The organism is Sphingomonas sp. Leaf343 (genome assembly GCF_001423765.1).
In the GTDB taxonomy this organism is placed as follows: Bacteria; Pseudomonadota; Alphaproteobacteria; order Sphingomonadales; family Sphingomonadaceae; genus Sphingomonas.
This window is the reverse complement of sequence record NZ_LMPG01000001.1, coordinates 743,162-764,779: the sequence shown is the minus strand read 5'-3', so window position 1 is coordinate 764,779 and position 21,618 is coordinate 743,162. Positions and strand designations below refer to the sequence as shown.

The 21,618-nt window shown below is 68.3% G+C and carries 22 protein-coding genes and 1 tRNA gene; 10 read left to right on the top strand and 13 right to left on the bottom strand.

Features of this window, described 5'->3' with window-relative positions; translation table 11 throughout:
• Positions 1-98: 98 nt before the first annotated feature.
• The 9 genes from ASG07_RS03360 to ASG07_RS03320 form a co-directional block, all read right to left on the bottom strand.
• Positions 99-1,193, bottom strand: a complete 1,095-nt coding sequence (locus ASG07_RS03360) for an aldose epimerase family protein (protein ID WP_156361740.1) — start codon at positions 1,191-1,193, stop codon at positions 99-101.
• A gap of 320 nt (positions 1,194-1,513) precedes the next feature.
• On the bottom strand, positions 1,514-1,909 hold the full coding sequence (locus ASG07_RS03355; RefSeq protein ID WP_055842116.1) for a hypothetical protein: 396 nt from the start codon (positions 1,907-1,909) through the stop codon (positions 1,514-1,516).
• 107 nt (positions 1,910-2,016) lie between these two features.
• Positions 2,017-2,640 carry a TetR/AcrR family transcriptional regulator gene (locus tag ASG07_RS03350; RefSeq protein WP_055842113.1) on the bottom strand — a complete coding sequence of 208 codons (624 nt, stop codon included), beginning with the start codon at positions 2,638-2,640 and terminating at the stop codon, positions 2,017-2,019.
• A gap of 42 nt (positions 2,641-2,682) precedes the next feature.
• Entirely contained in the window at positions 2,683-4,248 is a 1,566-nt protein-coding gene (locus tag ASG07_RS03345) for a flavin-containing monooxygenase (protein WP_082474447.1), read from the bottom strand.
• 32 nt (positions 4,249-4,280) lie between these two features.
• Positions 4,281-5,291 (bottom strand): alpha/beta fold hydrolase, encoded by a 1,011-nt coding sequence (locus ASG07_RS03340; RefSeq protein WP_055842110.1) that lies wholly within the window; start codon positions 5,289-5,291, stop codon positions 4,281-4,283.
• 122 nt (positions 5,292-5,413) lie between these two features.
• On the bottom strand, positions 5,414-5,665 hold the full coding sequence (locus tag ASG07_RS03335) for a hypothetical protein (RefSeq protein WP_055842107.1): 252 nt from the start codon (positions 5,663-5,665) through the stop codon (positions 5,414-5,416).
• 311 nt (positions 5,666-5,976) lie between these two features.
• Positions 5,977-6,711: a cytochrome b gene (locus ASG07_RS03330; protein ID WP_168377299.1), complete on the bottom strand. Its 735-nt coding sequence runs from the start codon at positions 6,709-6,711 to the stop codon at positions 5,977-5,979.
• A gap of 65 nt (positions 6,712-6,776) precedes the next feature.
• Positions 6,777-8,861, bottom strand: a complete 2,085-nt coding sequence (locus ASG07_RS03325) for a TonB-dependent receptor (protein ID WP_055842101.1) — start codon at positions 8,859-8,861, stop codon at positions 6,777-6,779.
• A gap of 215 nt (positions 8,862-9,076) precedes the next feature.
• A tRNA-Ser gene (locus ASG07_RS03320) sits at positions 9,077-9,166 on the bottom strand.
• 122 nt (positions 9,167-9,288) lie between these two features.
• Between ASG07_RS03320 and hspQ the strand changes: the two genes are divergently transcribed.
• On the top strand, positions 9,289-9,666 hold the full coding sequence (gene hspQ / locus ASG07_RS03315) for a heat shock protein HspQ (RefSeq protein WP_055842098.1): 378 nt from the start codon (positions 9,289-9,291) through the stop codon (positions 9,664-9,666).
• Between the two features lie 82 nt (positions 9,667-9,748).
• On the opposite strand, the gene ASG07_RS03310 is transcribed toward hspQ, so the two are convergent.
• Positions 9,749-12,367, bottom strand: coding sequence for a TonB-dependent receptor plug domain-containing protein (locus ASG07_RS03310; protein ID WP_055842095.1), 2,619 nt, complete (start codon positions 12,365-12,367; stop codon positions 9,749-9,751).
• Positions 12,368-12,634: 267 nt separating this feature from the next.
• Between ASG07_RS03310 and rplU the strand changes: the two genes are divergently transcribed.
• The 3 genes from rplU (at position 12,635) to ASG07_RS03295 (ending at position 13,956) form a co-directional block, all read left to right on the top strand.
• Positions 12,635-12,940 (top strand): 50S ribosomal protein L21, encoded by a 306-nt coding sequence (gene rplU, locus ASG07_RS03305; RefSeq protein ID WP_055842092.1) that lies wholly within the window; start codon positions 12,635-12,637, stop codon positions 12,938-12,940.
• Between the two features lie 27 nt (positions 12,941-12,967).
• Positions 12,968-13,237: a 50S ribosomal protein L27 gene (gene rpmA, locus ASG07_RS03300; RefSeq protein WP_055842088.1), complete on the top strand. Its 270-nt coding sequence runs from the start codon at positions 12,968-12,970 to the stop codon at positions 13,235-13,237.
• A gap of 176 nt (positions 13,238-13,413) precedes the next feature.
• The gene (locus ASG07_RS03295; protein WP_201780941.1) at positions 13,414-13,956 is read left to right on the top strand and encodes a GNAT family N-acetyltransferase; all 543 of its coding nucleotides are present in this window, start codon (positions 13,414-13,416) and stop codon (positions 13,954-13,956) included.
• A gap of 38 nt (positions 13,957-13,994) precedes the next feature.
• Here the strand turns inward: ASG07_RS03295 and ASG07_RS03290 are convergent, their stop codons facing one another.
• Both ASG07_RS03290 and ASG07_RS03285 read right to left on the bottom strand, forming a co-directional pair.
• Positions 13,995-14,663, bottom strand: coding sequence for an EF-hand domain-containing protein (locus ASG07_RS03290; protein WP_156361712.1), 669 nt, complete (start codon positions 14,661-14,663; stop codon positions 13,995-13,997).
• A 202-nt stretch (positions 14,664-14,865) separates the two neighbouring features.
• Entirely contained in the window at positions 14,866-15,762 is an 897-nt protein-coding gene (locus ASG07_RS03285) for a metal-dependent hydrolase (RefSeq protein ID WP_055842081.1), read from the bottom strand.
• Positions 15,763-15,815: 53 nt separating this feature from the next.
• On the opposite strand from ASG07_RS03285, the gene ASG07_RS03280 reads away from it, so the two are divergent.
• Positions 15,816-16,430 carry a TetR/AcrR family transcriptional regulator gene (locus ASG07_RS03280; protein ID WP_055842078.1) on the top strand — a complete coding sequence of 205 codons (615 nt, stop codon included), beginning with the start codon at positions 15,816-15,818 and terminating at the stop codon, positions 16,428-16,430.
• Between the two features lie 9 nt (positions 16,431-16,439).
• Positions 16,440-17,486 carry a GTPase ObgE gene (gene obgE, locus ASG07_RS03275; RefSeq protein WP_055842075.1) on the top strand — a complete coding sequence of 349 codons (1,047 nt, stop codon included), beginning with the start codon at positions 16,440-16,442 and terminating at the stop codon, positions 17,484-17,486.
• 4 nt (positions 17,487-17,490) lie between these two features.
• Here the strand turns inward: obgE and ASG07_RS03270 are convergent, their stop codons facing one another.
• Positions 17,491-17,775, bottom strand: coding sequence for a PspC domain-containing protein (locus tag ASG07_RS03270; RefSeq protein ID WP_055842072.1), 285 nt, complete (start codon positions 17,773-17,775; stop codon positions 17,491-17,493).
• A 212-nt stretch (positions 17,776-17,987) separates the two neighbouring features.
• Between ASG07_RS03270 and proB the strand changes: the two genes are divergently transcribed.
• From proB to spt, 4 genes are all read left to right on the top strand, one after another.
• Positions 17,988-19,091, top strand: coding sequence for a glutamate 5-kinase (gene proB, locus ASG07_RS03265; protein WP_055842069.1), 1,104 nt, complete (start codon positions 17,988-17,990; stop codon positions 19,089-19,091).
• 82 nt (positions 19,092-19,173) lie between these two features.
• A complete protein-coding gene (locus ASG07_RS03260) occupies positions 19,174-20,058 on the top strand; it encodes an SDR family oxidoreductase (RefSeq protein ID WP_055842066.1) in 885 nt (294 codons plus the stop codon).
• Positions 20,059-20,095: 37 nt separating this feature from the next.
• Positions 20,096-20,338 carry an acyl carrier protein gene (locus tag ASG07_RS03255; RefSeq protein ID WP_055842064.1) on the top strand — a complete coding sequence of 81 codons (243 nt, stop codon included), beginning with the start codon at positions 20,096-20,098 and terminating at the stop codon, positions 20,336-20,338.
• Positions 20,335-21,591, top strand: a complete 1,257-nt coding sequence (gene spt, locus ASG07_RS03250; RefSeq protein ID WP_055842061.1) for a serine palmitoyltransferase — start codon at positions 20,335-20,337, stop codon at positions 21,589-21,591. Before ASG07_RS03255 ends, spt begins: the two co-directional genes overlap by 4 nt.
• The last annotated feature ends 27 nt before the right edge of the window (positions 21,592-21,618 follow it).

Genomic DNA, 21,618 nt, shown 5'->3' with positions numbered 1-21,618 from the left:
AACCTCAGCGAAGGCCGTACGGATCGCAATCTTCCGTTCCTCCCCGACAAAGGCCGGGGGGAACGGGAAGCGACGCCGTAACGCGCCGTGGTACGGGGCTATTTCGCGACCGACATGCGGTAGATCATCGTGTGACTGTACGGCTTGCCCGGATCGACCCGCGCCGACACGAAGGACGGCTTGTTGGGCGCATCCGGGAACTTCTGCGGCTCCAGCGCGAGGCCGTCGCCCATCCGGTACAGATGGCCGTTCTTGCCAACGACAGTTCCATCAAGGAAATTGCCGCTGTAGATCTGCACGCCCGGCTCTGTCGTCAGCACCTCCAGCACGCGGCCGGACGACGGGTCCTCCAGCCGTGCGGCGAGCTGCGGCGTCGCCGTCACGCCCTTGTCGAGCGCGAAGTTATGGTCGTAGCCGCGCCCGGCCACGATCTGCGGATCGCGACCGTCGCGCAGGCCCTCGCCGATTACGCGCGGCTGGCGGAAGTCGAACACGGTGCCCGCCACCGGGCGCAATTCGCCGGTCGGGATCAGCGTGTCGTCCACCGGCGTGATTGCGCTCGCCGGGATCGTCAGTCTGTGATCGAGAACGCCGAGCGGCGATCCTTCGCCGGCCAGATTGAAGATCGCGTGGTTGGTCATGTTGACGACGGTGGGCTTGTCCGTCTTGCCCTCGAACTTGATCGTCAGCGCGCCGGCATCGTCCAGCGAATAGGTGACGGTGGCCTGGAACGTCCCTGGATAGCCCTGATCCCCGTCGGGGCTGATCAGCGCCAGCACGACGCTGGCCTGCGCGCCGTCCTTGACCGACACCACCTTCCACGGCTTGCGGCTGAAACCGTCGGTGCCGCCGTGCAGCGTGTTGGTCTTGTCGTTCAGCGGCAGCTGGTATGTCTTGCCGTCCAGCGTGAAGCGGCCCTTGCCGATGCGGTTGGCGAAACGACCGACCGTAACGCCGAAATAGTCCGGCTTCTTCACATAGCCGTCGACGCCGTCATACCCGATCAGCACGTCCGCCGACTTGCCCTGACGATCGGGCGCCATCAGCGACAACAGCGTCGCGCCGTAGGTGATGATCTTGGCCGACACCCCGTTGGTGCCGGTCAGGGTGATCGCCTCGATCTTCGTACCGTCAGGCAGCGCGCCCGCCGCCTCGCGCCGGGTGGTCGCCCCCTGCGCGGCCGTCGCCAGCATCGTCGTCGCCAGCATCGCCGCGGACAGCATGCCCGTCTTGGTGGTTCGACCGATCATATCACCCTCTCCGTTGGGCGCGTCATCGTCGCCCGCTCGACCGCCGCTATAGTGGGACAAATCGAACCCGCGCAAGCCGCACGTCATGCCGCATCTGTCCTTCGCCCGAACCCGCCGAGCAGCGCCACGACGCCATGTTCACGCTCAGGAGCATCGTCGCCACCGGGGTCAGGGCAGCGGCCATCGCGAGGGGAGCGGCGATGGCGGAGCGACGCGATACGATCAGCGGCGGACGCGATCGACGATCGGTCCGGCCTCTACGTTCAGGCGGCCAGCCGCTCCTCGCGACGCAGCCGATCGGCTTCGACGCTGTCGACCACCAGTTCGTACTGATCGGGGGTGTAGCCGGCGGCGAGGAACGCCTTCACCTCGCGGGACGGGACGGTATAGCCGTGGTTCCAGCTCAGCACCGCGATCCGGCGCAGCGCCTCCAGTTGCGGATCGGCCAGTCGCGGATTGCGGAAGCCGCCAAACAGCGTGCCCATCGCCATCGAGATGCGTCCCGGCGCGCGCAACGACGACAACCGGTCGTTCCGTGCCAAGGCGACGACCGACCATTCCAGCGCGGTCAGGCGGGCCGGAACGGTATCGGCCCTAGGGAGCGTGAAAACCCGGCCGGCGGCACCGGCGCATGTCTCTGCAAATGCGAGGTAAGCCATGTTGTTCTCCCGTTCCCTCAGCTTCTATACCAAGCGGTATAGATGGCAGCACGGACCCGGTCAATGGCTTTCTGTACCGTGTGGTACGATTACTCGCAAAGCGTGCCTTACCGACTAGGCCAAACCGTCAGGCTGGTGTCGATCAGCCGTTCGAGATCGGTACGCGTCGCTCCCGATCCGGCCTGCACCGCCATCCCTTGTAACAGGGCATAGAGATAGCTGGTCAGCCCGGCGACATCGACATGCGCGGGCAGGTCACCGTCGCTCTTCGCCCGCTCGAACCGCTCGACCAAAGCCGCCTGCGACGATGCCCGGCGGGCGATGACGTCGGCCTTGATCGACTCGGCCTCCGCGCCGCACGCCATCGAATGAATGACGCCGAGGCACCCCTTGGGATCGCAATTGCTGGTCTGGCTCTCCAGCGCTCCGCGCATGAAATACTCCGCGACCGCACGCGCGGTCGGCTGGTCCAGCGCGACCCGTGTATATTCCAGCTTCTCCTGCTCGTACAGGTCCAGCGCTTTGTGGAACAACGCTTCCTTGTTGCCGAATGCCGCATAGAGGCTGGGCTTGGTAATGCCCATCGCCTCCGTCAGATCGGCCATCGACGCGCCTTCGTACCCCTTACTCCAGAATACGCGGAGCGCCGAGGCCAGCGCCTGGTCGGTGCAGAATTCCCGCGGCCGTCCCTTGGGAATGGCGCAGGGTGCAGGGCTGAAACTAGCTTCCATAACGGCCGGTATATAATGTGCGGACACGCCAGGGCAAGCGCCCTAACCCTTTCGCCTGCCCCGAAACGCGAGCACGAGACCGCCGACCACGCCCGCCCCGACCACGAAGGCGATAACGGGTTTGAGCCTCCCGGCGGGCACCGCGTCCACCGCCGCCTCGCCCGGCCGGGTGAAGGCCATGACGCCATCGTCCAGCGGCGCGGCGGCGAGCGCGGCGAGGTCGAGCAGATAATTCTGGTGCACCCGCCACGGCGCCGTCGCTCCCTGTTGCGGCAGGATCGCCGCCGCGCGCGTCACGTAGCCGCTGGTGAAGCCCAGCATCGGCTCGCGGGCCACCGCCCAGTCGCGACGCGGCGTACAGGCCGTCACGCCTTGCCGGTCCATATGGTTGAGCAGGCGACAGGCATACCGTGCCGTCAGATCGCATTTCAGCGTCCACGACGCATTGGTATAACCGAAGGCGAGCACCAGATTCGGCACGTCGCTCAGCATCATCCCCTTGTACGCCAGCCGCTCCGCCGGATCGACGATGCGGCCGTCGACCACCAGTTCGACTCCGCCGAACAGCTTCAGCGTCAGGCCAGTGGCTGTTACCACGATGTCCGCCGCCAGTTCGCGGCCCGAAGACAGCGCCACGCCGCCGGGCGTGAAGCATGCGATTGTGTCGGTGACGATCTCCGCCCGACCGGATTTCAGCGCGCGGAACAGGTCGGCATCGGGGACGAGGCAGATGCGCTGATCCCACGGCGCGTAACGCGGCTCGAAATCGCGTGCGATCTCGTATCCTTCGGGCAGTTGCGCGGCGACGTTGCGCAGGATCGCCGCCTTGATCGTCGCGGGGCGGCGGCGCGCCAAGCCATAGGTCGCGATGCCGAGCAGGATGCTCTTCCACCGCGCCGCCCGGCCGGCGAGCGCGCCCGGCAAGGCCTTCCGCGCAGCCCGAGCAAAGGCGTCCCGCGACGGCCGTGACACGATATAGGTTGGCGACCTTTGCAGCATCGTGACGTGCGCCGCCTTCTCCGCCAGCGCCGGCACCAGCGTCACCGCCGTCGCGCCGCTGCCGATCACGACGATGCGCCGGCCGGCGGTGTCGAGATCGGCGGGCCAGTGCTGCGGGTGGATGATCCGGCCGCCGAACGCCCCGGTACCCGGCCAGTCTGGCGTGAAGCCGGCATCATAATCGTAATAGCCGCTGCCCATGTACAGGAACCGGCACGTCAGCGTCGTGCGCCGTCCCGCGCTTTCGACCTCCAGCGTCCAGATCGCATCCGCGGTCGACCACGCCGCGCGCCGCACCCGCATGTCGTAACGGATATGCCGGTCGATCCCGAACGCCCGCGCCGTATCCTCGATATAGCGACGGATCGACTCTCCGTCGGCGATTGCCTTGTCGTCCGTCCATGGCCTGAAGGGGAAGCCCAGTGTGAACATGTCCGAGTCGGATCGGATGCCGGGATAGCGGAACAGGTCCCACGTCCCCCCGATCGCGCCGCGCGCTTCCAGGATCGTGTAGGACTTGCGCGGGCATTCGGTCTGGAGGCGATAGGCGGCGTCGATGCCCGACAGGCCCGCGCCGACGATGACGACGTCATGATGGCTGGGGGCCATGCCCGATTCCTCTATCCGCATCGTCGGGAGCCTTAACACCGGCGACAACCGCTTCGCCAGCGCCCCAGCGCCGCCAGCAGTGCCGCCCCGAACCGCTGCGGATCCTCCACCTGCGGCGCATGACCCAGCCCCGTCAGCGTCACCAGCCGATAGTCCGGCAAGCGCGCCGCGACGTCGCGCGCCGCCTCCGGCACGGTCCGCACCCGTGTCCCCTCCGGCGCGCTGGCGCCGCGGAATGCGGTCGTGTCGCGGTCGCCGATCAGCAGCGTCACGGGCACGGCGACCCGCGACAGTTCCGCCGCGACCGGCTGCGTCTCGATCATGTCCGACAGCCGCGCCTGCGCCTCGCGCACGGCATCGCCGCCGGCGCCGGCATACTGCCCCGCCAGCATCGCCACCCAGCGGTCGTATCCGGGCCGCCACGTGCCGTGGTAATAGGTCTTCAGCTGATACGCCCTGATCGAGGCGGCATCGGTCTTCGCCTCCTCCGCGCGCAGCGTCGCCAGCGGGGCATAGGGGACTCCCTCCGCGAGCGTGTCGTTCAGCCCCAGCGGGTTGACGAGCATCACCGACGCCACGCCCTTCGGGTACAGCAGGGCATAGCGCACCGCGAGGATGCCACCGGTGGAATGCCCGACCATCGTCACCGGCCCGGTCACCCCTGCCTGCGCCAGCAGGTCGCGCGTCATCGTCGCCAGCGCCGCGAAGCTGTACTGGAACCCGGCCGGCTTGGACGATTTGCAGAACCCGATCTGGTCGGGAACGATGACGCGGTATCCCGCCGCCGAGAGCCGCCGGGCGGTATCGCCCCATGTCGCCGCGCAGAAGTTCTTGCCGTGCAGCAGCACCAGCGTCCGCCCGTTCGCCGCGCCGGCGGGGGCGACGTCCATATAGGCCATGCGTCTGTCCGCCGCCGCCGCATACCAGCGCACCGGATAGGGATAGGCGAAGCGTTCGAGGTTCGCGCCGACCTGCGTTGCGGGCGAAGCGGCGACAGCCGTGGCGGCCGCCATGGCGGCGGGGAGGGCGAGGATGATGCTCATCCCCGCCCAACGCCCGGACGCACAAAGCGACCCGACAGCGAACTGCCGGGCCGAGGATACGCTAGGGAGCTTCCTGGCGTGTGCGAGAGGCGGCCGCCGCGATCCGCGCGACCGCGAGAGGATTACTGGACGTTCGCGGCCACCCCGTTGTCGAGCGTTGCGACATTGTCAGCCGCGGAGTCGAGCGCGGGGTCGGCGAAGTTCGCCGTCGTGTTGCCCGGCTCCTCGCCCGGCACCGCGCCGTTGTCGGCGAACCCTTCGTCGGTGACGGTCAGGTTGTCGGCGACGGCGGCGTTCGATGCCTCGTCGGACTTCGAGCAGGCCCCGACCGACAGTGCGGCAATGGCGAGAAGCGATGCGGCGATGATCTTCATGACGTGAACCCTTTGACGATGGAACCTGCGGGAGGCGCGAAGTGCCTCGCGGCGAACCCGGCGGAGAAAGCCGGACCGGCCGACGCTGGCCCCACATCATCCGCCCGCCACCTGCGAACGATCGGATCCGCGGCCTTGGTATCGAACGACGTGAGCGACATGCGTCACCTCCCGCCGCCACTCATATCCCATCTAATCGGTAGGGATTGCAACTTCTGGTTTGCGCCGCCCAAGCTCCGATTGCGGACCCGGAATTACCGACCCCAAATTGCCGGCCCGCAATTGCCGGCCCGTATTTTTGGTGCCGCGGTTCAGTCGGTCCGCCCGATCCCCACCCGCGCCAGTTCGCGCTGCCGGTCAACGAACTGATGCTTCAGCGCGCCCGCAATGTGCAGGATCAGCAGCGCCAGCATCACCCAGCCGCCCAGCGCGTGGAACGTCTCGATCCGCTCGTGCAGCGCGCGCTGTTCCGGCACTCCGGCGGCGGTGCGGCCGATCTCGTTCAGCGGCGCGATCAGCGGCAGCGTCACGACGCCCCATAGCATCGTCGGGCCACGCGGACGCGGCGGCTGGCCACCGCCCTTGCCTTCGCCCGCCGGGCCGCCCCTCGACGTCGTATCGGGCTTCAGCGTCGGTGCGGGCGGTGGCGGAACGGGCCGGTTCGCCGCGGCCCAGACCGCGCCGGGCGACCCCGCCGGCGGATTGGACGATACCAGCGCCCATCCCGAAAACGGCAGTAGCAGCATCGCAATATAGAGCAGGACGTGGACGAGATGCGCCAGCCCATGCTCCCAGCGTGCCATCGGCAGGGGCGGCGGCGGCCGATGCGTCAGGCGCCAGCCGACCCGGATCACGCTGAGCACGAGGATCGTGATCCCCGACGAGACGTGGAATACGAAGAACCCGCGCGGCAGCACCGGACGCATCAGTCCCGACGCGAGATTGTACAGGATCAGCGCAGCGATCGCCCAGTGCAGCGCGATGGCGACGTTCGTATAACGCAGACCGCGCGAACCACCGCCGTGCCGCTGTGCCAAGGTCGCCATCATCATTCCCCGCTCGTTGCGACGCAGGAATGATCCCGCGGCGGATCAAGGTCAATGTCGACCGGTCAGCCCGGCCGGTAGCGCAGCCCCAGCCACAGCGTGCGCGGCGTCGCGCGTTCCAGGATATCGGCGCCGCTGATCCCGGCCTCGACCCGTTCGTCGAACAGGTTTTCCGCGCGCGCCTCGATCGCCAGCGCGCCGGTGACCGGGACGGCGACATAGGCATCCATCGTGGTCGCCGGGGCGAGGGACCGGGTATTCTGGTCGTCCTCGAACTGGCGCGCGACATGGCGCAGCGTCAGCGCCGCCGCCGCACCGCGATAGCGTGCATCGACCGTCGCAGACACCTGATCGCGCGGTGTCTGCGCGGGGCGCAGACCGTCGAGCGCCGCCGCCGCGCCCGACGCCTGCACGCGCGGATCGACATGGCTCCACGACGCGCGGACACCGACCGGGCCGGACCGCCACGATGCGTCGATCTCGAACCCGTCCGACGTCACCGCATCCAGATTCCGGCGCACGCGGTACGTGCCCCCCGCGGCGACGAAGCCGACCAGCGGGAAAGTGCCCGGCCCCCTGCCCGCCGTGACGTTGGCGACGGCATCGTCCAGCCGGTTGAAGAAATAGGTCGCAGCGATGCCGACCGTCCGCGTCGGCGCGATCGTGACGCCCGCCTCGACGCCCTTCAGCGCCTCGGGGGCCAGCGCCGCATTGGCCCCGGTCGCGTCCGCCCCGACCCGGAACGGCCGGTACAGCTCGTTCAGCGTCGGCAACCGCCAGCCGCGATACGCCGCCGCGCGCAGCGTCACGCCGTCCGCCGCCCGATAGGCCAGCCCCGCGCGTCCCGTCGCCTCGGTCCCGTCGCGATCCGGAAAGCGAAGGTCGTTGATCGTCGGGCCGATCGCGATCGGCCGCTCCACCAGCGAGCCTTGCGCGATCCGCCACCAGTCGATCCGCCCCCCCAGCGACAGCGTCAGCCGCCCGGCCTCGACGCTGCCGTCCGCGAACAGGCCCAGCGTCCGGTTCTCGCCGCCCGCGACGCGCCGCCGCGTCGGACTGCCGGCGACATAGGTGTAGAGTTCCTGTGTCCTGCCCTCGACGGTGCGCACGTCCGCGCCCAGCCGCAGCGCGATCGCCTGACCCAGCGGCGGCGCGACCTCGATCCGCGCGCCGATGCCGGTCGCGGGCGTATTGTACTGGTCCAGCGTCTGCGTCGCGGTCGATCGCGCCGCGTCGATGCTGGCGAAGCTCGACGCGAACACCCGCGTCTGGAGATAGGCGAGCGCCGAAAACCCCCAACGGCCGCGTCCGACCAGACGGATGCTGGCGTCTGCGCCCTGCGACCGGTTGCCGGTGAACGGCGTGCCCCGGTCGCGGCTGTCGATGAAGGCGGCGGCGTTGACCTGCAACTCGGTGGACGGTGCGACGCGGATCACGGTGCGCGCCGCCAGCGAAGCCTGTTCGAACGGCGCGGGCCGGTCGATCGGGCCGCGATCCTCCGCGACGGTCGGCGTGAAACCATCGCCCCGCGCATAGGCCCCGGACAGCGTCACGAACCCGTCCTGCCGCACCAGCGCGGCCGACCCGCGCGCATCGACGGACTCGCGGCTGCCATAGGCGACGCTGCCGCCGAACGGCGCGGTCGGCGTCGCGCTGTCGAGTTCGATCGTCCCCGCCAGCGCGCCCGGGCCGAAGAACCCGCTGCCGCCCCCGCGCGTCACGCGCACCCGCCCGATGCGGTCGGTGGCATAGGCGGGGAATGCGACCCAGCCGCCGAACGGGTCCGCCTGCGGCACCCCGTCCAGCACCAGCAGCGCGCGGCTGGCCGCATTGCCGCCGATGCCGCGCAGGGTGATGCCCTGACTGGTCGGATTGGCGCTGCGGCTGTCCGAGCGGCGAAATTGCTGAAGGCCGGCGACATCGGCCAGCACGCTTTCCAGCCGCCCCGCCGCATTCGCCGCGATCCGGTCGCGATCGATCGTCACCACGTCGAACGCGCGGTCGCCGGGCTGATCGGCCAGCCCGCGTCCGGTGACGACGATATCCGGGCCACTCTCCTGCGCCTGCGCCTGCGCCTGCGCCTGCGCCTGCGCCTGCGGGGAATACGCGCAGCCGATCAGCAGCGCGAACAACGAACGTCGGAAGGTCATCTGGTCAGCCTTGGCATGTCGGCGGTACGGACGGCTCTTCGACAGGGGCGCACATCGTCCCGACGGCGGTGCACCCGGCAATCGCCATCCGACCGGCACCGCATCTGCGCCTGTCTTTTCCCGATCATGGAACAGGACGTCGTCGCCCGGCCCGGATCGTGCCCGGCGCCAGGTCAGCGGCCTCGTTCCTGAAAATGGCGGAGAGGGCCTGAAAATGGCGGAGAGGGTGGGATTCGAACCCACGGTACCCGTGAGGGCACGCCGCATTTCGAGTGCGGTACATTCGACCACTCTGCCACCTCTCCGCGGAGGACGAACGGGCCCCGCAAAGGGCCGGTCGGTCGGTCGAGGGCGCGCCTCTAACCCAACATCACAGGCGCTGCAAGCACCTGCTTGTGCGGCGCGGCAGAAACACTAGATTGTCCGGATGGCTCCATCCGAACTTCCGGCCGTCGACGGCCCCGCCCCGATCGCTCCGCCCGTGGCGCACGCCCGGTTCGCGATCGGCGACGTCGTGCGCCACCGCATGTTCGATTTCCGCGGCGTGATCTTCGACGTCGATCCCGTCTTCGCCAACAGCGACGAATGGTATGATGCCATTCCGGAGCATATCCGCCCGCGCAAGGACCAGCCCTTCTACCACCTGCTGGCGGAGAACATGGAGTCGAGCTACGTCGCCTATGTCAGCCAGCAGAATCTGGTGCCCGACGACAGCGACGAACCGGTCGACCATCCGGCGATCTCCGGCCTGTTCACGGGGTATGCGGATGGCCGGTACGCGTTGAAGCGGGAGCATCGGCACTGATCCGCTCCGCATTCGAGGTGGCCTGAAAGAGGCGGCGGGATCGCTCCCGCCGCCTTTTTCATGTCCCTTCGGGCGGGAGGGATCAGAAGCTGATCCCGGCCCGTGCGTAGAGATACCGGCCGTTGAAGCCGAAAGGCGAGAAGCTGGAATAGGGGATGAAGTAGTTGTTGATCGTCGCCGCGGTGTTCAGCACCGGCAGGCGCGTCGGATAGACGTCGAACAGGTTGTTCGCGCCCACCGCCAGTTCGATCCCGCGATACTCGCCGCGAACCTCCAGATCGGTGATCCACTTCGGCTCCAGCGTCACGTCGTTCGCGGCGGTCGAACCCGGCGACAGCACCTTGCCGTAGCGGTTGGTCCGCGCCGTCACGCCGAGCGCGCCGAGCGACCAGTCGGCACCCAGGTTGATCTTGGTGCGCGGCTGCCCACGCTCCAGCCGCAGCGACTCCTGACGCCCGAACAGCGTCAGCGTCGGCAGCGTCGGCAGCACCGCGCGTTCGGTGATCCGCGTCTTGTTGTAGTTGAAGCCGCCGGTCAGCGAGATCTTGCCGATGCCCAGATCCGGCACGCGGTAGGTGCCGACGACCTCGACGCCCTGCGTCCGCGTATCGATGCCGTTGATGAAGAACCGGGCGGAGGTGATGTTGTTGATCCCCGCCGCACGCAGGATGTTGACGACGCCGGTACCCTGCAGATTCTCGGTCACGACGATGCGGTCGTCGATCTCGATGTTGTAATAGTCCGCGGTCAGCGTGAAGCCGCGGAACGGATCGAGCGTCACGCCGCCGCCGATGTTCAGCGACTTTTCCGCCTTCAGCGGCTGCGACCCCAGCGCCAAGGCGACGGGATCGCTGACCGCGAAGGTCCCGACCTCGACCAGCGTGCCGTTGACGTTGTTGGTGGCGAACGACGAGAAATATTGCTGCTGAAGCGACGGGGCGCGGAAGCCGGTCGAGATCGATCCGCGCACCGCAATGCCCCGGACCGGCGCGAGGCGGGCGGCGAGCTTGCCGTTCACCGTGTCGCCGAAATCCGAATAATGCTCGTAGCGCCCGGCGGCCTGCAGCGTGAAGGCGTCGCTGATGTCGGCGTCCGCCTCCAGATAGCCGGCGATGCTGTTGCGCGACCGGTCGGTGGCATTGGCCGGTCGGAAGCCGGGGAAGCCCTGCGCGCCCGCCGGTGCGGTGTTGGTCGTGGCGAACGGGCCGGCGGCGTAGCTCTGCACGTCACCCGCCACCAGCTTGTAGTTCTCGCGCCGGTATTCCGCACCCGCCGCCAGCGACAGGCTGGAGAGGAAGCCGACCTCCACCTGCTTTTGCAGGTCGAGGTTCACGACGTCCTGCCCGAACCGCGTGCCGCCGGCGTCGAAGCCCTGGTTGCTGTTCGGCCCGAACGAGGTGTTGTAGCTGTTGGCGATGTAGAAATCGAAGCCGTTATGGCCGTAGACGTAGGACAGGTCGTAGTTGATGCCGCCGCCGATCTGGCCCTTGATCCCGACCGCCGCCGAATAATCCTCCGACTCGCTGGTGATGAGGGGCAGGAAGCCGTCCGCATAGAAGGGCTGGCACGTGCCGCCGGCATAGTTGCAGTTGCGCAGGTCCTGGATCGTACCCGAGAACGTCGCGTCCGCCCCGGCGGCCCGGCGGTAGAAGGCCGCGCTCTCGCCGTCGCGCTTGCCGTAGCTGCCGAACACGTACAGCTCCGCCGACGCACCGAGATCGGCGCCGCCGTTGACGAAGAAGTTCAGGTCGTCGGTCTTGGCGTCGCCGTAACGGTGGTTGAGCCGGTCGAAGGTGAACTCGCGCGGATCGACCTGCCCGTTCGCCAGCCGCGGATAGATGCGGCGGGGATCGTAGCCGGCGCGGTTCGTCGCGTCGCGACCGCGATATTCGCCGGTGAAGTTCAGATAGCCCGATTCGCCCACCGGCAGGCCGATGTTTGCGGCATAGGTGATCGTCTCCCCGTCCCGCGCCTTGCGGTCCTTGCCGGTTTCGTCGAGCACGAACGTCCCGTCGGAGGCGCGGACCACCGGCTGGGTGCCCGCCCCGCCCTGCACGCCGGAAATGCCCGACACGTCCTGAAGCGAGGTGACATACTTGCCGTAGGTCGCCTGCGCACGGCCGCCCTCACGCTTCTTGAGCTGGATGTTGATGACGCCGGCGATCGCGTCCGAGCCGTACTGGGACGCGGCACCGTCGCGCAGCACGTCGATCCGCTCGATCGCGAGCGACGGGATCGTGTTGAGGTCGACCGCCGCCGAACCGCGCCCGACCGAGCCGTTGATGTTGAGCAGCGACGAGGTGTGGCGGCGCTTGCCGTTGACCAGCACCAGCGTCTGGTCGGGCGACAGGCCACGCAGGGTCGCGGGGCGCACCACGTCGGTCCCGTCGGTGATCGACGGCTGCGGAAAGTTGAACGACGGGACGAGCTGGTTCAGCACCTTGGCCGTCTCGGTATAGCCGGCATTGACCAGCGCATCGCCACCGATGACGTCGATCGGCACCGGGCTGTCGGCGACGGTGCGCCCTTGCGCGCGCGTGCCGATGACGAGGATCTCCTGCCCCGGCTCGGTGCCGACGGCTTCCGGATCGGCAGGATCGGCCTGCTGATCGGCCGGCGCGATCGTGGTTTGCGCGAAGGCCGGGGCCGACAGGGCCAGCGTGGATGCGGTGATCGACAGGACGAGACTGGTACGGCGCATGGAACCCCCTGATTTTGCGGTCGGGTTTCGCCCGATCCGGCATGACACTTGTATGACGGGGAGGGCCGCACTCAATCCCGCATACGCATGCCAGCGTCCTTTTGGCAGCACGCTGTTGCCGCGCCGCAACATGGCGAAAGCCAATCTTGCGTGCGCCGAAAGCCGCTCGGCGGTTGACATGCGGAACCGATCACCGTAGCTGGCCCTTCTTCCCCGGCGGGCATGTGCGTCCGGCGTGGGCTACGCATTTGGAAAGTGATGAGGGCCATGTTCGCAGTGGTGCGCACGGGCGGCAAGCAATATCGCGTCGCCGCCGGAGACAAGATCGTCGTCGAGAAGATCGACGGCGATGCAGGTTCGTCGATCACGCTCGGCGACGTGCTGCTCGCGGGCGAGGGTTCGGATCTGAAGAGTGTCGACGGCCTGACCGTCGCCGCCGAGATCATCGCGCAGGCGAAGGCCGAAAAGGTCATCGTCTTCAAGAAGCGCCGTCGTCACAACTATCGCCGCAAGAACGGCCACCGCCAGAATCACACGATCCTGAAGATCGTGTCGATCGGCGCGCAGGCATAACCGGCAGAGAATCGGGAGCTATTCGACATGGCACATAAGAAAGCAGGCGGTTCGTCGCGCAACGGTCGTGATTCGGCCGGTCGTCGCCTCGGCGTCAAGAAGTTCGGCGGGCAGGAGTGCGTCGCCGGCAACATCCTCGTCCGTCAGCGCGGCACGAAGTTCTATCCGGGCGTCAACGTGGGCATGGGCACCGACCATACCCTGTTCGCGCTCGTCGATGGTCGCGTGGCGTTCAAGCAGGGCAAACTCGGTCGCAAATTCTGCTTCGTGGAGCAGATCGCGCAGGCCGCAGAATAACGGGCAACCGACCGGGTTGCCCCGCAGGGTGACCCGGGTTCCGCACTGGAACCAGCTCTAAAAGGGAGACGGGTCACCCCGCCTCCCTTTTTTCGTGCTCCCTCCCCCGCGCCTGTCGCCGTCCCGTCATCATGACGTGGCAGGCGCAGCGCGACGCGACGAGGAGACACGACAACATGTTCGCGCGGACGGAGAGACTGTTGCTGCGCCCGGCCTGGCCGGAGGATGCCGCTGCGCTGGCATCGGCGCTGGCCGATGCACGCGTGGCCCGGATGCTGGCCCGCGTGCCGCATCCCTATACGCTGGACGATGCGGTCGCGCGCACGCTGGAGCCACGCGCCGCGCACGAGCCGCGATTCCTGATCGATTCGCTGGAGGGGGGAACACCCGTTCTGATCGGCGGCATCGGCATCGCCGACCGCGATGGCGAGGGCCCGCAATTCCATTACTGGCTGACCCCCGCCGCCTGGGGTTGCGGATATGCGACGGAGGCGGGTCGCGCCGTCATCGGCATGGCCCGTCACGCGCTGCCGATCGACCGGCTGGGCGCGTGGCATTTCGCGGACAATCCCGCCTCCGGCCGTGTCCTGCGCAAGCTGGGCTTTCGCCCGACCGGATCGGTGATGCAGCGCCCCTCGTTAGGGCGCGGCGGTATCGCGGACAGCGTCGAGTACGAGCTGGATCTGGGCGATCAACCGGAACTCAGAATCGCGGCGTGAGCCCCGTCCCCGGCAGGTTCGGGGACGGGATGCTGCGGTCAGTGCGTCGACTTCCAGTCTGCCGGGACACCGCTCAGGAGCGTCCAGGGCATCAGGTAGCCGATATATTCCTGTTCGCTGACCCTGTCGTCGCGGTTGGTGTCCATCAGTTCCGTCCACTTCCGTTCGGCGGCAGGATCCAGCTGGCCGCGCGGCGGTGCGGCGGGAAGGCTGGGGTCGCGGGACGTGTCGCGAGGCTCCATCGCCGACACTTCCCACATTTCCAGATAGCCCGAGCGGTTGACGTCCTTGTCCCGGAAACCGGGCTTCAGAAATTCTGCGGCTTCGTCAGGCCCGACCTTACGCGCAGGGATGTCGGCCATCCGGACGACCTTTGCCGGGTCCACCGACCGTGGCGGCAATCGTTCCGGGGTGGGCGTGTCCTGTGCGATCAGGACGATCATCAACAATCCAGCAATCATGGCGCTTCCTCCGGCACGTGAATGCCGCGGCTGCGCTTCGGGGAGCGGCAACGCGGCCCGATCGCCGTGATGCCCCAGCGCCTCCTCGGGAATGTCCGAAACATGGGGTATGGTCGATTGGTACTGCGGTTCGGCCGCCGCCAGACGGCGTGCCGCGACCAGCGACGACGTGACGCCCAGCTTGAGTCGCGCCATCTTGAGCCGCTTCTCGACCGCATGGACCGAGATGCCCAGATCGAACGCCATCTCCTTGGCCGTCTGCGGCAGCAGACGCCGGCGGAGACATTCCTTTTCGTTGCCGGTCAGCCGCGCAAGCAAGAGGTCGGTCGACGGATCACGCTGCATCGCGCGCACCGTTGGTACGACGCGGTGCGGGGACGAGTACGGCGGCGCTCATGCCCCCCTGTCGCACGATCCGCCGGATAGCGGAACGCGCGACGATGCCGGATCAGGCCGCGACCGCCAGCTTGCGCGCACCCGGCAGCAACGCGTCCTCATACTCGCTTTCCGCCAGCGCGATCAGCGCCCGGTCGTCGTGTTTCCACGGATGGAAGCCCGGCAGGAAATAGCTGAACCAGACGCCGGCGACCTTGCGGGCCATGCCGGGGCGGCCGAACGCGTACCAGAACAGCCGCCACCAGACCTTCGGTCCGGTCAGGCCATCCTGCCGCAGCAGTTCCAGCATGCCCTTGCGACGGCCCTGGAAGAAACGCTGCGTCGTGAGGAGCATGACGATCGACTTGACCTTCCACCGCTTGAACCGGGTCCAGTCCTTCGTCGCGTGCATCCAGGTGTCGTAGGCGACGCCCTTATGCTCGATCTCCTCCGCCGCGTGCCAGCGCCACAGGCCGGCCGCCTGCGCGTCGCCGCCCCTCAGATGCGCGGGGTTGGCGATCAGCTCGTGCGCCAGCATCGCGGTGAAATGCTCCAGCGCCATTGTCGCGGCGAGGTTGGCGATCAGCGGCCGGCCCTTGGTCAGCGCCAGCGCCTCGTCGACATGCCGTTCCAGCAGCGCCACGTCGTAGCCCTGATCGACGACGTGGCGGTTGAACGCGACATGCTCGCGGCTGTGGATCACCTCCTGCTTGACGAAGGACTGGATCTCGCCCGCCAGCTTTGGCGACGCGCCCTCGCGAAACGCCCGCACGCTCTCGACGAAGAACGCCTCGCCCTTGGGGAAGGTCACCGACAGCGCATTGTAGAACGCCGTCGCGATCGGATCGTCGTTCAGCCAGTAGCGCTTCATCACATGACCGCGCCCGAACCGCACGTCGCGCGGCGTGATCGTCAGGTCCGACGGCGTGATCGCCGCGCGCAGGTTTGCCTTTGCCACGAAACTCTCCAAAGATGGGGTTCGATCTCTACTTACACACATGTAAATAAAGCACCCTCCCGATCATGTCAATCGCCCCCTCCCCGCGCCGGCGGTTGAGTCCCGACGAATCGCGCAGCGTCGCGCTGGATGCCGCGCGTGCGCTGCTGATCGAAACCGGCCCGCAGTCGGTGACGCTGAAGGCGGTGGCGGGGCGAGTGGGCCGCACGCACGCCAACCTGCTCCACCATTTCGGGTCGGCCGCGGGGCTTCAGAAGGCGCTGGCAGAGCGGATGGCGGCGGACATCACCGCAACGATCGGCGAGGCGGTGCTCGCCGCCCGCGCGCGCCAGCGCGACCCCCGCGTGATCGTGGACCTGACCTTCGATGCGTTCGACAAGGAAGGTGCGGGCGCGCTGGCGAGCTGGATGATCCTGTCGGGCAACCGGGACGCGCTCGATCCGATCCTGATCGCGATCCACCGGCTGGTGGACCAGCTAGGGCAGGCGACCGGCATCGGCACCCGGCCGATCGCGGAGGAGACGCTGCAACTGGTGCTGCTCGCGCTGGGCGATGCGCTGCTCGGCCAGCCGATGGCGGACGCGCTGGGCCTGCCCCGGACGCGGGCGAGGGAGCTGGCGCTGGCGGCGCTGCTGGGGTCCGAAGCGGCACGGGATGACGAAAGCGCACAACCCGCGTAAGGGCGGCGCATGCATTTTCTCGATCAGGCCAAGATTTTCGTCCGTTCCGGCGCGGGCGGCCCCGGCGCTGTCAGTTTCCGCCGTGAAAAGTTCATCGAATATGGCGGCCCCGACGGTGGCAACGGCGGCAAGGGCGGCGACATCGTGTTCGAGGCGGTCGCGGGCCTGAACACGCTGATCGATTTTCGCTACACCCAGCATTTCCGGGCGCCGCGCGGCAGCGGCGGATCGGGCAGCAATCGCACCGGCGGCGGTGGCGACGACCTGGTCATCAAGGTCCCGGTCGGCACGCAGGTGCTGTCGGAGGACCGCGAAGAGGTGCTGCTCGATTTCACCAAAGTCGGCCAGCGCGAGATATTCTTCCGCGGCGGCGACGGCGGTCGCGGCAATGCCAGCTACAAGACCTCGACCAATCGCACCCCGCGCCAGCACGGCACCGGCTGGCCCTCGCAGGAAGCGTACGTCTGGCTGCGCCTGAAGCTGCTGGCCGATGTCGGCCTCGTCGGGCTGCCTAACGCGGGCAAGTCGACCTTCATCAACGCGGTGACCAACGCGCAGGCGAAAGTCGCGGAATACGCCTTCACCACGACGCGTCCGCAGCTGGGCGTGGTCCGCCACAAGCAGCGCGAGTTCGTCGTCGCGGACATTCCCGGCCTGATCGAAGGCGCGGCGGACGGGGCGGGCATCGGCGACCGTTTCCTGGGGCATATCGAGCGGTGCCGCGTGCTGCTGCACCTCGTCGACGCCAACGACACCGATGTCGCCGAAAGCTACCGCATCGTCCGCGAGGAGCTGGAGGCTTACGGGGCCGGGCTGGCCGAGAAGCCGGTCGTGATCGGGCTGAACAAGATCGACATGCTCGACGACGAACTGATCGAGGTGATGTCGAAGGAACTGGCGGACGCCAGCGGCGCGGACGTCATCCCGCTGTCGGGCGCGAGCGGGGTCGGCGTCGACTGGGTCCTCGACCAGTTGCTCGAAGCGGTCGGCCCCGCCGCCGACGCGCCGGTGTCGGACGACGGCGAGGAAGACGCCGTGGAGTGGTCGCCGATCTGATCGATCAGGCGGCCAGCCGGAATTCCTGTTCCGGCTGCTCCACGATCACCGGTGCCACGCCGGCGGCCTTGCCGCGCTTGCGGGTCGGAAAGATCAGGCGCGAGGCGAGGACGATCACGCCGAGCGCCGCATAGGTCGAGAGCACCGCGACCGGTGCCCAGATCAACGGTGCCGCGAAGGCGAGGCGCAACCACAGCGGGTCGAAGCCGAAATCCTCGGCGATGCAGCCGCACACGCCGAACAGGTTCTTCCACTCGGTGTCGGGCTGGGCGGCGGGGAGGTCGGTCATCGGTCTGGCTCCTGTCGGTGTGTTGCCGGGTGCTTCGCAGGAGCCGTGCCAATTCGCGGAATTGGCGGAAAAGTCGCACTTCGCGTTTCGCATCCCTCCATTCCGCTCAGCCTCAGCGCCAAGTGTCCGCAACCCGCGCCGTGTGGTTGGCGCATTTCGCCAAAGTGTTTCGGGCGATTGGCGGATCGTCGGGCGGGCTATAAGATGGATGAATGTCGCTTTTCCCGCCCGCCACGTGCCAGCGCCTGATCGTCAAGGTCGGATCGGCGTTGCTCGTCGATCCCGACGGGGCCGTACGGCGCGACTGGCTGGCGACGTTGGTGGCCGATGTCGCCGAACGCAGCACCGCCGGGCAGCAGGTCGCGATCGTCTCGTCCGGCGCGATCGCGCTGGGGGCACGGCGACTGGGGCTGGGCAAGGGCGGTCGCGCCAGCCTGGAGGATGCGCAGGCCGCCGCCGCCACCGGCCAGATCGCACTGGCGCAGGTCTGGGCGGACCTGCTCGGCGATTACGGGCTGACCGCCGCGCAGATGCTGGTGACGCTCGGCGATCTGGAGGACCGTCGTCGCTACCTGAACGCCGCGGCGACGCTCGGACGGCTGCTCGGGCTGAACGTGGTGCCCGTCGTCAACGAGAATGACAGCGTCGCCACCGAGGAAATCCGGTTCGGCGACAATGACCGGCTCGCCGCCCGCGTCGCGCAGGCGGCGGCGGCGCAGGGCGTCGTGCTGCTGTCGGATGTCGACGGCCTGTACGACGCCAACCCGCAGACCAGCCCGGCCGCCCGTCACGTACCCCGCGTCGAGCGGATCGAGGATGTCGCCGGCATGGCCGACGCCGGCTCCGGGTCCGGCATGGGATCGGGCGGCATGGTGTCGAAGATCGCGGCGGCGCGCATCGCCACTGCGGCCGGCATCCCGCTGGCGATCGCGTCCGGCCGGGTGGAACGCCCGCTGTCGGGCGAGCGCCGTCACACGCTGTTCGTGGCCGAACGCAGCGCATCGGCGCGCAAGGCGTGGCTGGCGGGTGGCCTGACCGCCGCCGGGACGATCCGCATCGACGCAGGGGCCGGTGCGGCGCTGGCGGGGGGCGGCAGCCTGCTGGCGGCGGGTGCGGTCGCCGTCGAGGGCGCGTTCGCGCGCGGCGACCTCGTCACGATCGCCGGGCCGGCGGGTCCGCTGGCACGCGGCCTGTCCGAATACGACGCCGCCGATGCGCGCCGGCTGCTCGGCCGTCGCAGTGAGGATCATGCGGCGATCCTTGGCTATGCGCCGCGCGCGGCACTCGTGCACCGCAGCCATCTGGCGATGTTGTGAATATTGCCATCACGCCGACCGACCTGCCGTTGCCTGACCGCCGCCGGAACCCCGGCCCGGTTCGGTGTCGGGATAGCGGCCGATGATCCTCGCCATCACCGGCGGCACGGGGTTCGTCGGCAGCACCCTGATCCGCCACGCGCTCGCCGCCGGCCACCACGTCCGCGCGCTCACCCGCCGGCCGCAGCCGCCGCAGTCCGGTGTCACGTGGGTTGCGGGTACGCTGTCCGATCCGGGCGAGCTGACCAGCGGCGCGGACGCGGTCGTCCACGTCGCGGGCGTGGTCAACGTACCGACCCGCGAGGACTTCGCCGCGGGCAATATCGAGGGGACGCGCACTATCCTCGCCGCCAGCGCGGGCGTTCCGCGCTTCGTCCATGTCTCCTCCCTCGCCGCGCGCGAGCCGATGCTGTCGAACTATGGCTGGTCGAAGGCGGAGGCCGAGCGGCTGGTCGAGGCCAGCCCCCTGCCCTGGACGATCGTCCGCCCGCCCGGCATCTATGGGCCCGGCGATCTCGACCAGCTCGACCTTTACAAGCTCGCGCGCCGCCGCCTCGCCCTGTTGCCGCCGCGCGGGCGCGTGTCGCTGATCGCGGTCGACGACCTTGCGCGGCTGTTGCTGACGCTCGCCACCTGCGACGCGCCGAAGACGATCTACGAGGTGGACGACGGCACCGACGGCTGGACGCACGCCGACTATGCCCGCGCGATCGGCGACGCGGTCGGCCGGCGCGTGCTGCCGGTCCACCTGCCCCGCACCGCGCTGGCGCTGGCTGCCCGGATCGACCGGCTGCTGCGCGGCGACGAGGCGCGCCTGACCGCCGACCGGGTCGGGTATCTCTGCCATCCCGACTGGACGGTCGATCCGGCGAAGCGCCCGCCCGCCGCACTCTGGACACCGTCCATCGCGACGCCGCAGGGGCTGGCCGATACCGCGGAGTGGTATCGGGCGCAGGCCCTGCTATAGCCGCAAGTCCGCCGTATTCTTCCGGCAAGGAACCGTAATGAGCGACCGCCAGAGCATCTTCGACACCGTCACCGCGCAGATCGAGCCTTTCAACAAAAAGGGCGTGGCGCTGACCGATGCCACCACGTTCCAGGGCGATCTGGAGTGGGACAGCCTGACCGTGATGGATTTCGTCGCGGCGATCGAGGACGAGTTCGACATCATCATCACGATGAACATGCAGGCCGAGATCGAAACCATCGGTCAGTTGGTCGATGCGGTCCAGAAGCTGCGCGCATGACCGAGACCGGCTTCCAGTCCGAGACGCTCGACCTCGATCCGCCGGCGATCGCTCCGCAGCGGGACCTGATGTCCAAATTCGATGGCCTGATCGCGGAGCGCAAGGCGCTGATCGACACGGGCGTCACCGATCCGTTCGCGATCGTGATGGAGCAGGTGAAATCGCCGACCGAGGCGGTGATCGCCGGCCGCGACACGATCCTGCTCGGCACGTACAATTACATGGGCATGACGTTCGATCCCGACGTCGTCGCCGCCGGCAAGACCGCGCTGGACCGGTTCGGGTCGGGCACGAACGGCAGCCGGATGCTCAACGGCACGTTCCACGACCATGTCGATGTCGAACAGGCCCTGCGCGACTTCTACGACATGTCCGGCGCGATCGTGTTTTCGACCGGATACATGGCCAATCTCGGCATGATCTCGACGCTCGCGACGAAGGGCGAGTATGTGATCCTCGACGCGGACAGTCACGCGTCGATCTATGACGGGTGCGCGCAGGGCAATGCGGAGATCGTCCGCTTCCGCCATAACTCGGTGGAGGACCTCGACAAGCGGCTCGGTCGCCTGCCCAAGGAGCCGGCGAAGCTGGTCGTGCTGGAAGGCGTGTATTCGATGCTCGGCGATATCGCGCCGCTGCGCGAGATGGTCGCCGTCGCCCGCAAGCACGATGCGATGGTGCTGGTCGACGAAGCGCATTCGATGGGCTTTTTCGGCCCGAACGGCCGCGGCGTGTACGAGGATCAGGGGCTGGACGTCGATTTCGTCGTCGGCACCTTCTCCAAATCGGTCGGCACGGTCGGCGGGTTCTGCGTATCGAACCACCCGAAATTCGAGGCGATCCGCCTCGCCTGCCGCCCCTATATCTTCACCGCCAGCCTGCCGCCCTCGGTGGTCGCGACCGCCGCCACGTCGATCCGCAAGCTCGCTGTCGCGCACGGGAAGCGCGCGCGGCTGTGGGAGAATGCGCGCATGCTGCACGGCGGGCTGAAGGCGATGGGCTTCAGGCTCGGCACCGAAACGCCGGAAAGCGCGATCGTCGCCGTGATCCTGGAGGATCAGGAGCAGGCGGTCGGCATCTGGCAGGCGCTGCTCGACGGCGGGCTGTACGTCAACGTCGCACGGCCACCGGCGACGCCTGCGGGCACGTTCCTGCTGCGCTGTTCGATCTGTGCGGAACATACGCCAGCGCAGCTTGCGACGGTGCTGGAGATGTTCCGCGCGGCGGGACGGGCCGTGGGCGTCATCGGCTGATCCGTAGCAACCGCTTTGCAGTGGTAT

Excerpts from the sequence above, each read along its gene's own strand:
- ASG07_RS03340 (WP_055842110.1), bottom strand. The coding sequence starts at position 5,291 with ATGAGCATCATCCTCGCCCTCCCCGCCGCCATGGCGGCCGCCACGGCT.
- ASG07_RS03345 (WP_082474447.1), bottom strand. The coding sequence starts at position 4,248 with ATGGCCCCCAGCCATCATGACGTCGTCATCGTCGGCGCGGGCCTGTCG.
- ASG07_RS03360 (WP_156361740.1), bottom strand. The coding sequence starts at position 1,193 with ATGCTGGCGACGGCCGCGCAGGGGGCGACCACCCGGCGCGAGGCGGCG.
- proB (WP_055842069.1), top strand. The coding sequence starts at position 17,988 with ATGTCGCTTTTCCCGCCCGCCACGTGCCAGCGCCTGATCGTCAAGGTC.
- ASG07_RS03280 (WP_055842078.1), top strand. The coding sequence starts at position 15,816 with ATGTCAATCGCCCCCTCCCCGCGCCGGCGGTTGAGTCCCGACGAATCG.
- ASG07_RS03335 (WP_055842107.1), bottom strand. The coding sequence starts at position 5,665 with ATGAAGATCATCGCCGCATCGCTTCTCGCCATTGCCGCACTGTCGGTC.
- ASG07_RS03255 (WP_055842064.1), top strand. The coding sequence starts at position 20,096 with ATGAGCGACCGCCAGAGCATCTTCGACACCGTCACCGCGCAGATCGAG.
- spt (WP_055842061.1), top strand. The coding sequence starts at position 20,335 with ATGACCGAGACCGGCTTCCAGTCCGAGACGCTCGACCTCGATCCGCCG.
- ASG07_RS03350 (WP_055842113.1), bottom strand. The coding sequence starts at position 2,640 with ATGGAAGCTAGTTTCAGCCCTGCACCCTGCGCCATTCCCAAGGGACGG.
- ASG07_RS03295 (WP_201780941.1), top strand. The coding sequence starts at position 13,414 with ATGTTCGCGCGGACGGAGAGACTGTTGCTGCGCCCGGCCTGGCCGGAG.
- ASG07_RS03310 (WP_055842095.1), bottom strand. The coding sequence starts at position 12,367 with ATGCGCCGTACCAGTCTCGTCCTGTCGATCACCGCATCCACGCTGGCC.
- ASG07_RS03325 (WP_055842101.1), bottom strand. The coding sequence starts at position 8,861 with ATGACCTTCCGACGTTCGTTGTTCGCGCTGCTGATCGGCTGCGCGTAT.
- rplU (WP_055842092.1), top strand. The coding sequence starts at position 12,635 with ATGTTCGCAGTGGTGCGCACGGGCGGCAAGCAATATCGCGTCGCCGCC.
- ASG07_RS03330 (WP_168377299.1), bottom strand. The coding sequence starts at position 6,711 with ATGGCGACCTTGGCACAGCGGCACGGCGGTGGTTCGCGCGGTCTGCGT.
- ASG07_RS03355 (WP_055842116.1), bottom strand. The coding sequence starts at position 1,909 with ATGGCTTACCTCGCATTTGCAGAGACATGCGCCGGTGCCGCCGGCCGG.
- obgE (WP_055842075.1), top strand. The coding sequence starts at position 16,440 with ATGCATTTTCTCGATCAGGCCAAGATTTTCGTCCGTTCCGGCGCGGGC.
- ASG07_RS03260 (WP_055842066.1), top strand. The coding sequence starts at position 19,174 with ATGATCCTCGCCATCACCGGCGGCACGGGGTTCGTCGGCAGCACCCTG.
- hspQ (WP_055842098.1), top strand. The coding sequence starts at position 9,289 with ATGGCTCCATCCGAACTTCCGGCCGTCGACGGCCCCGCCCCGATCGCT.
- ASG07_RS03290 (WP_156361712.1), bottom strand. The coding sequence starts at position 14,663 with ATGGCGTTCGATCTGGGCATCTCGGTCCATGCGGTCGAGAAGCGGCTC.
- rpmA (WP_055842088.1), top strand. The coding sequence starts at position 12,968 with ATGGCACATAAGAAAGCAGGCGGTTCGTCGCGCAACGGTCGTGATTCG.
- ASG07_RS03270 (WP_055842072.1), bottom strand. The coding sequence starts at position 17,775 with ATGACCGACCTCCCCGCCGCCCAGCCCGACACCGAGTGGAAGAACCTG.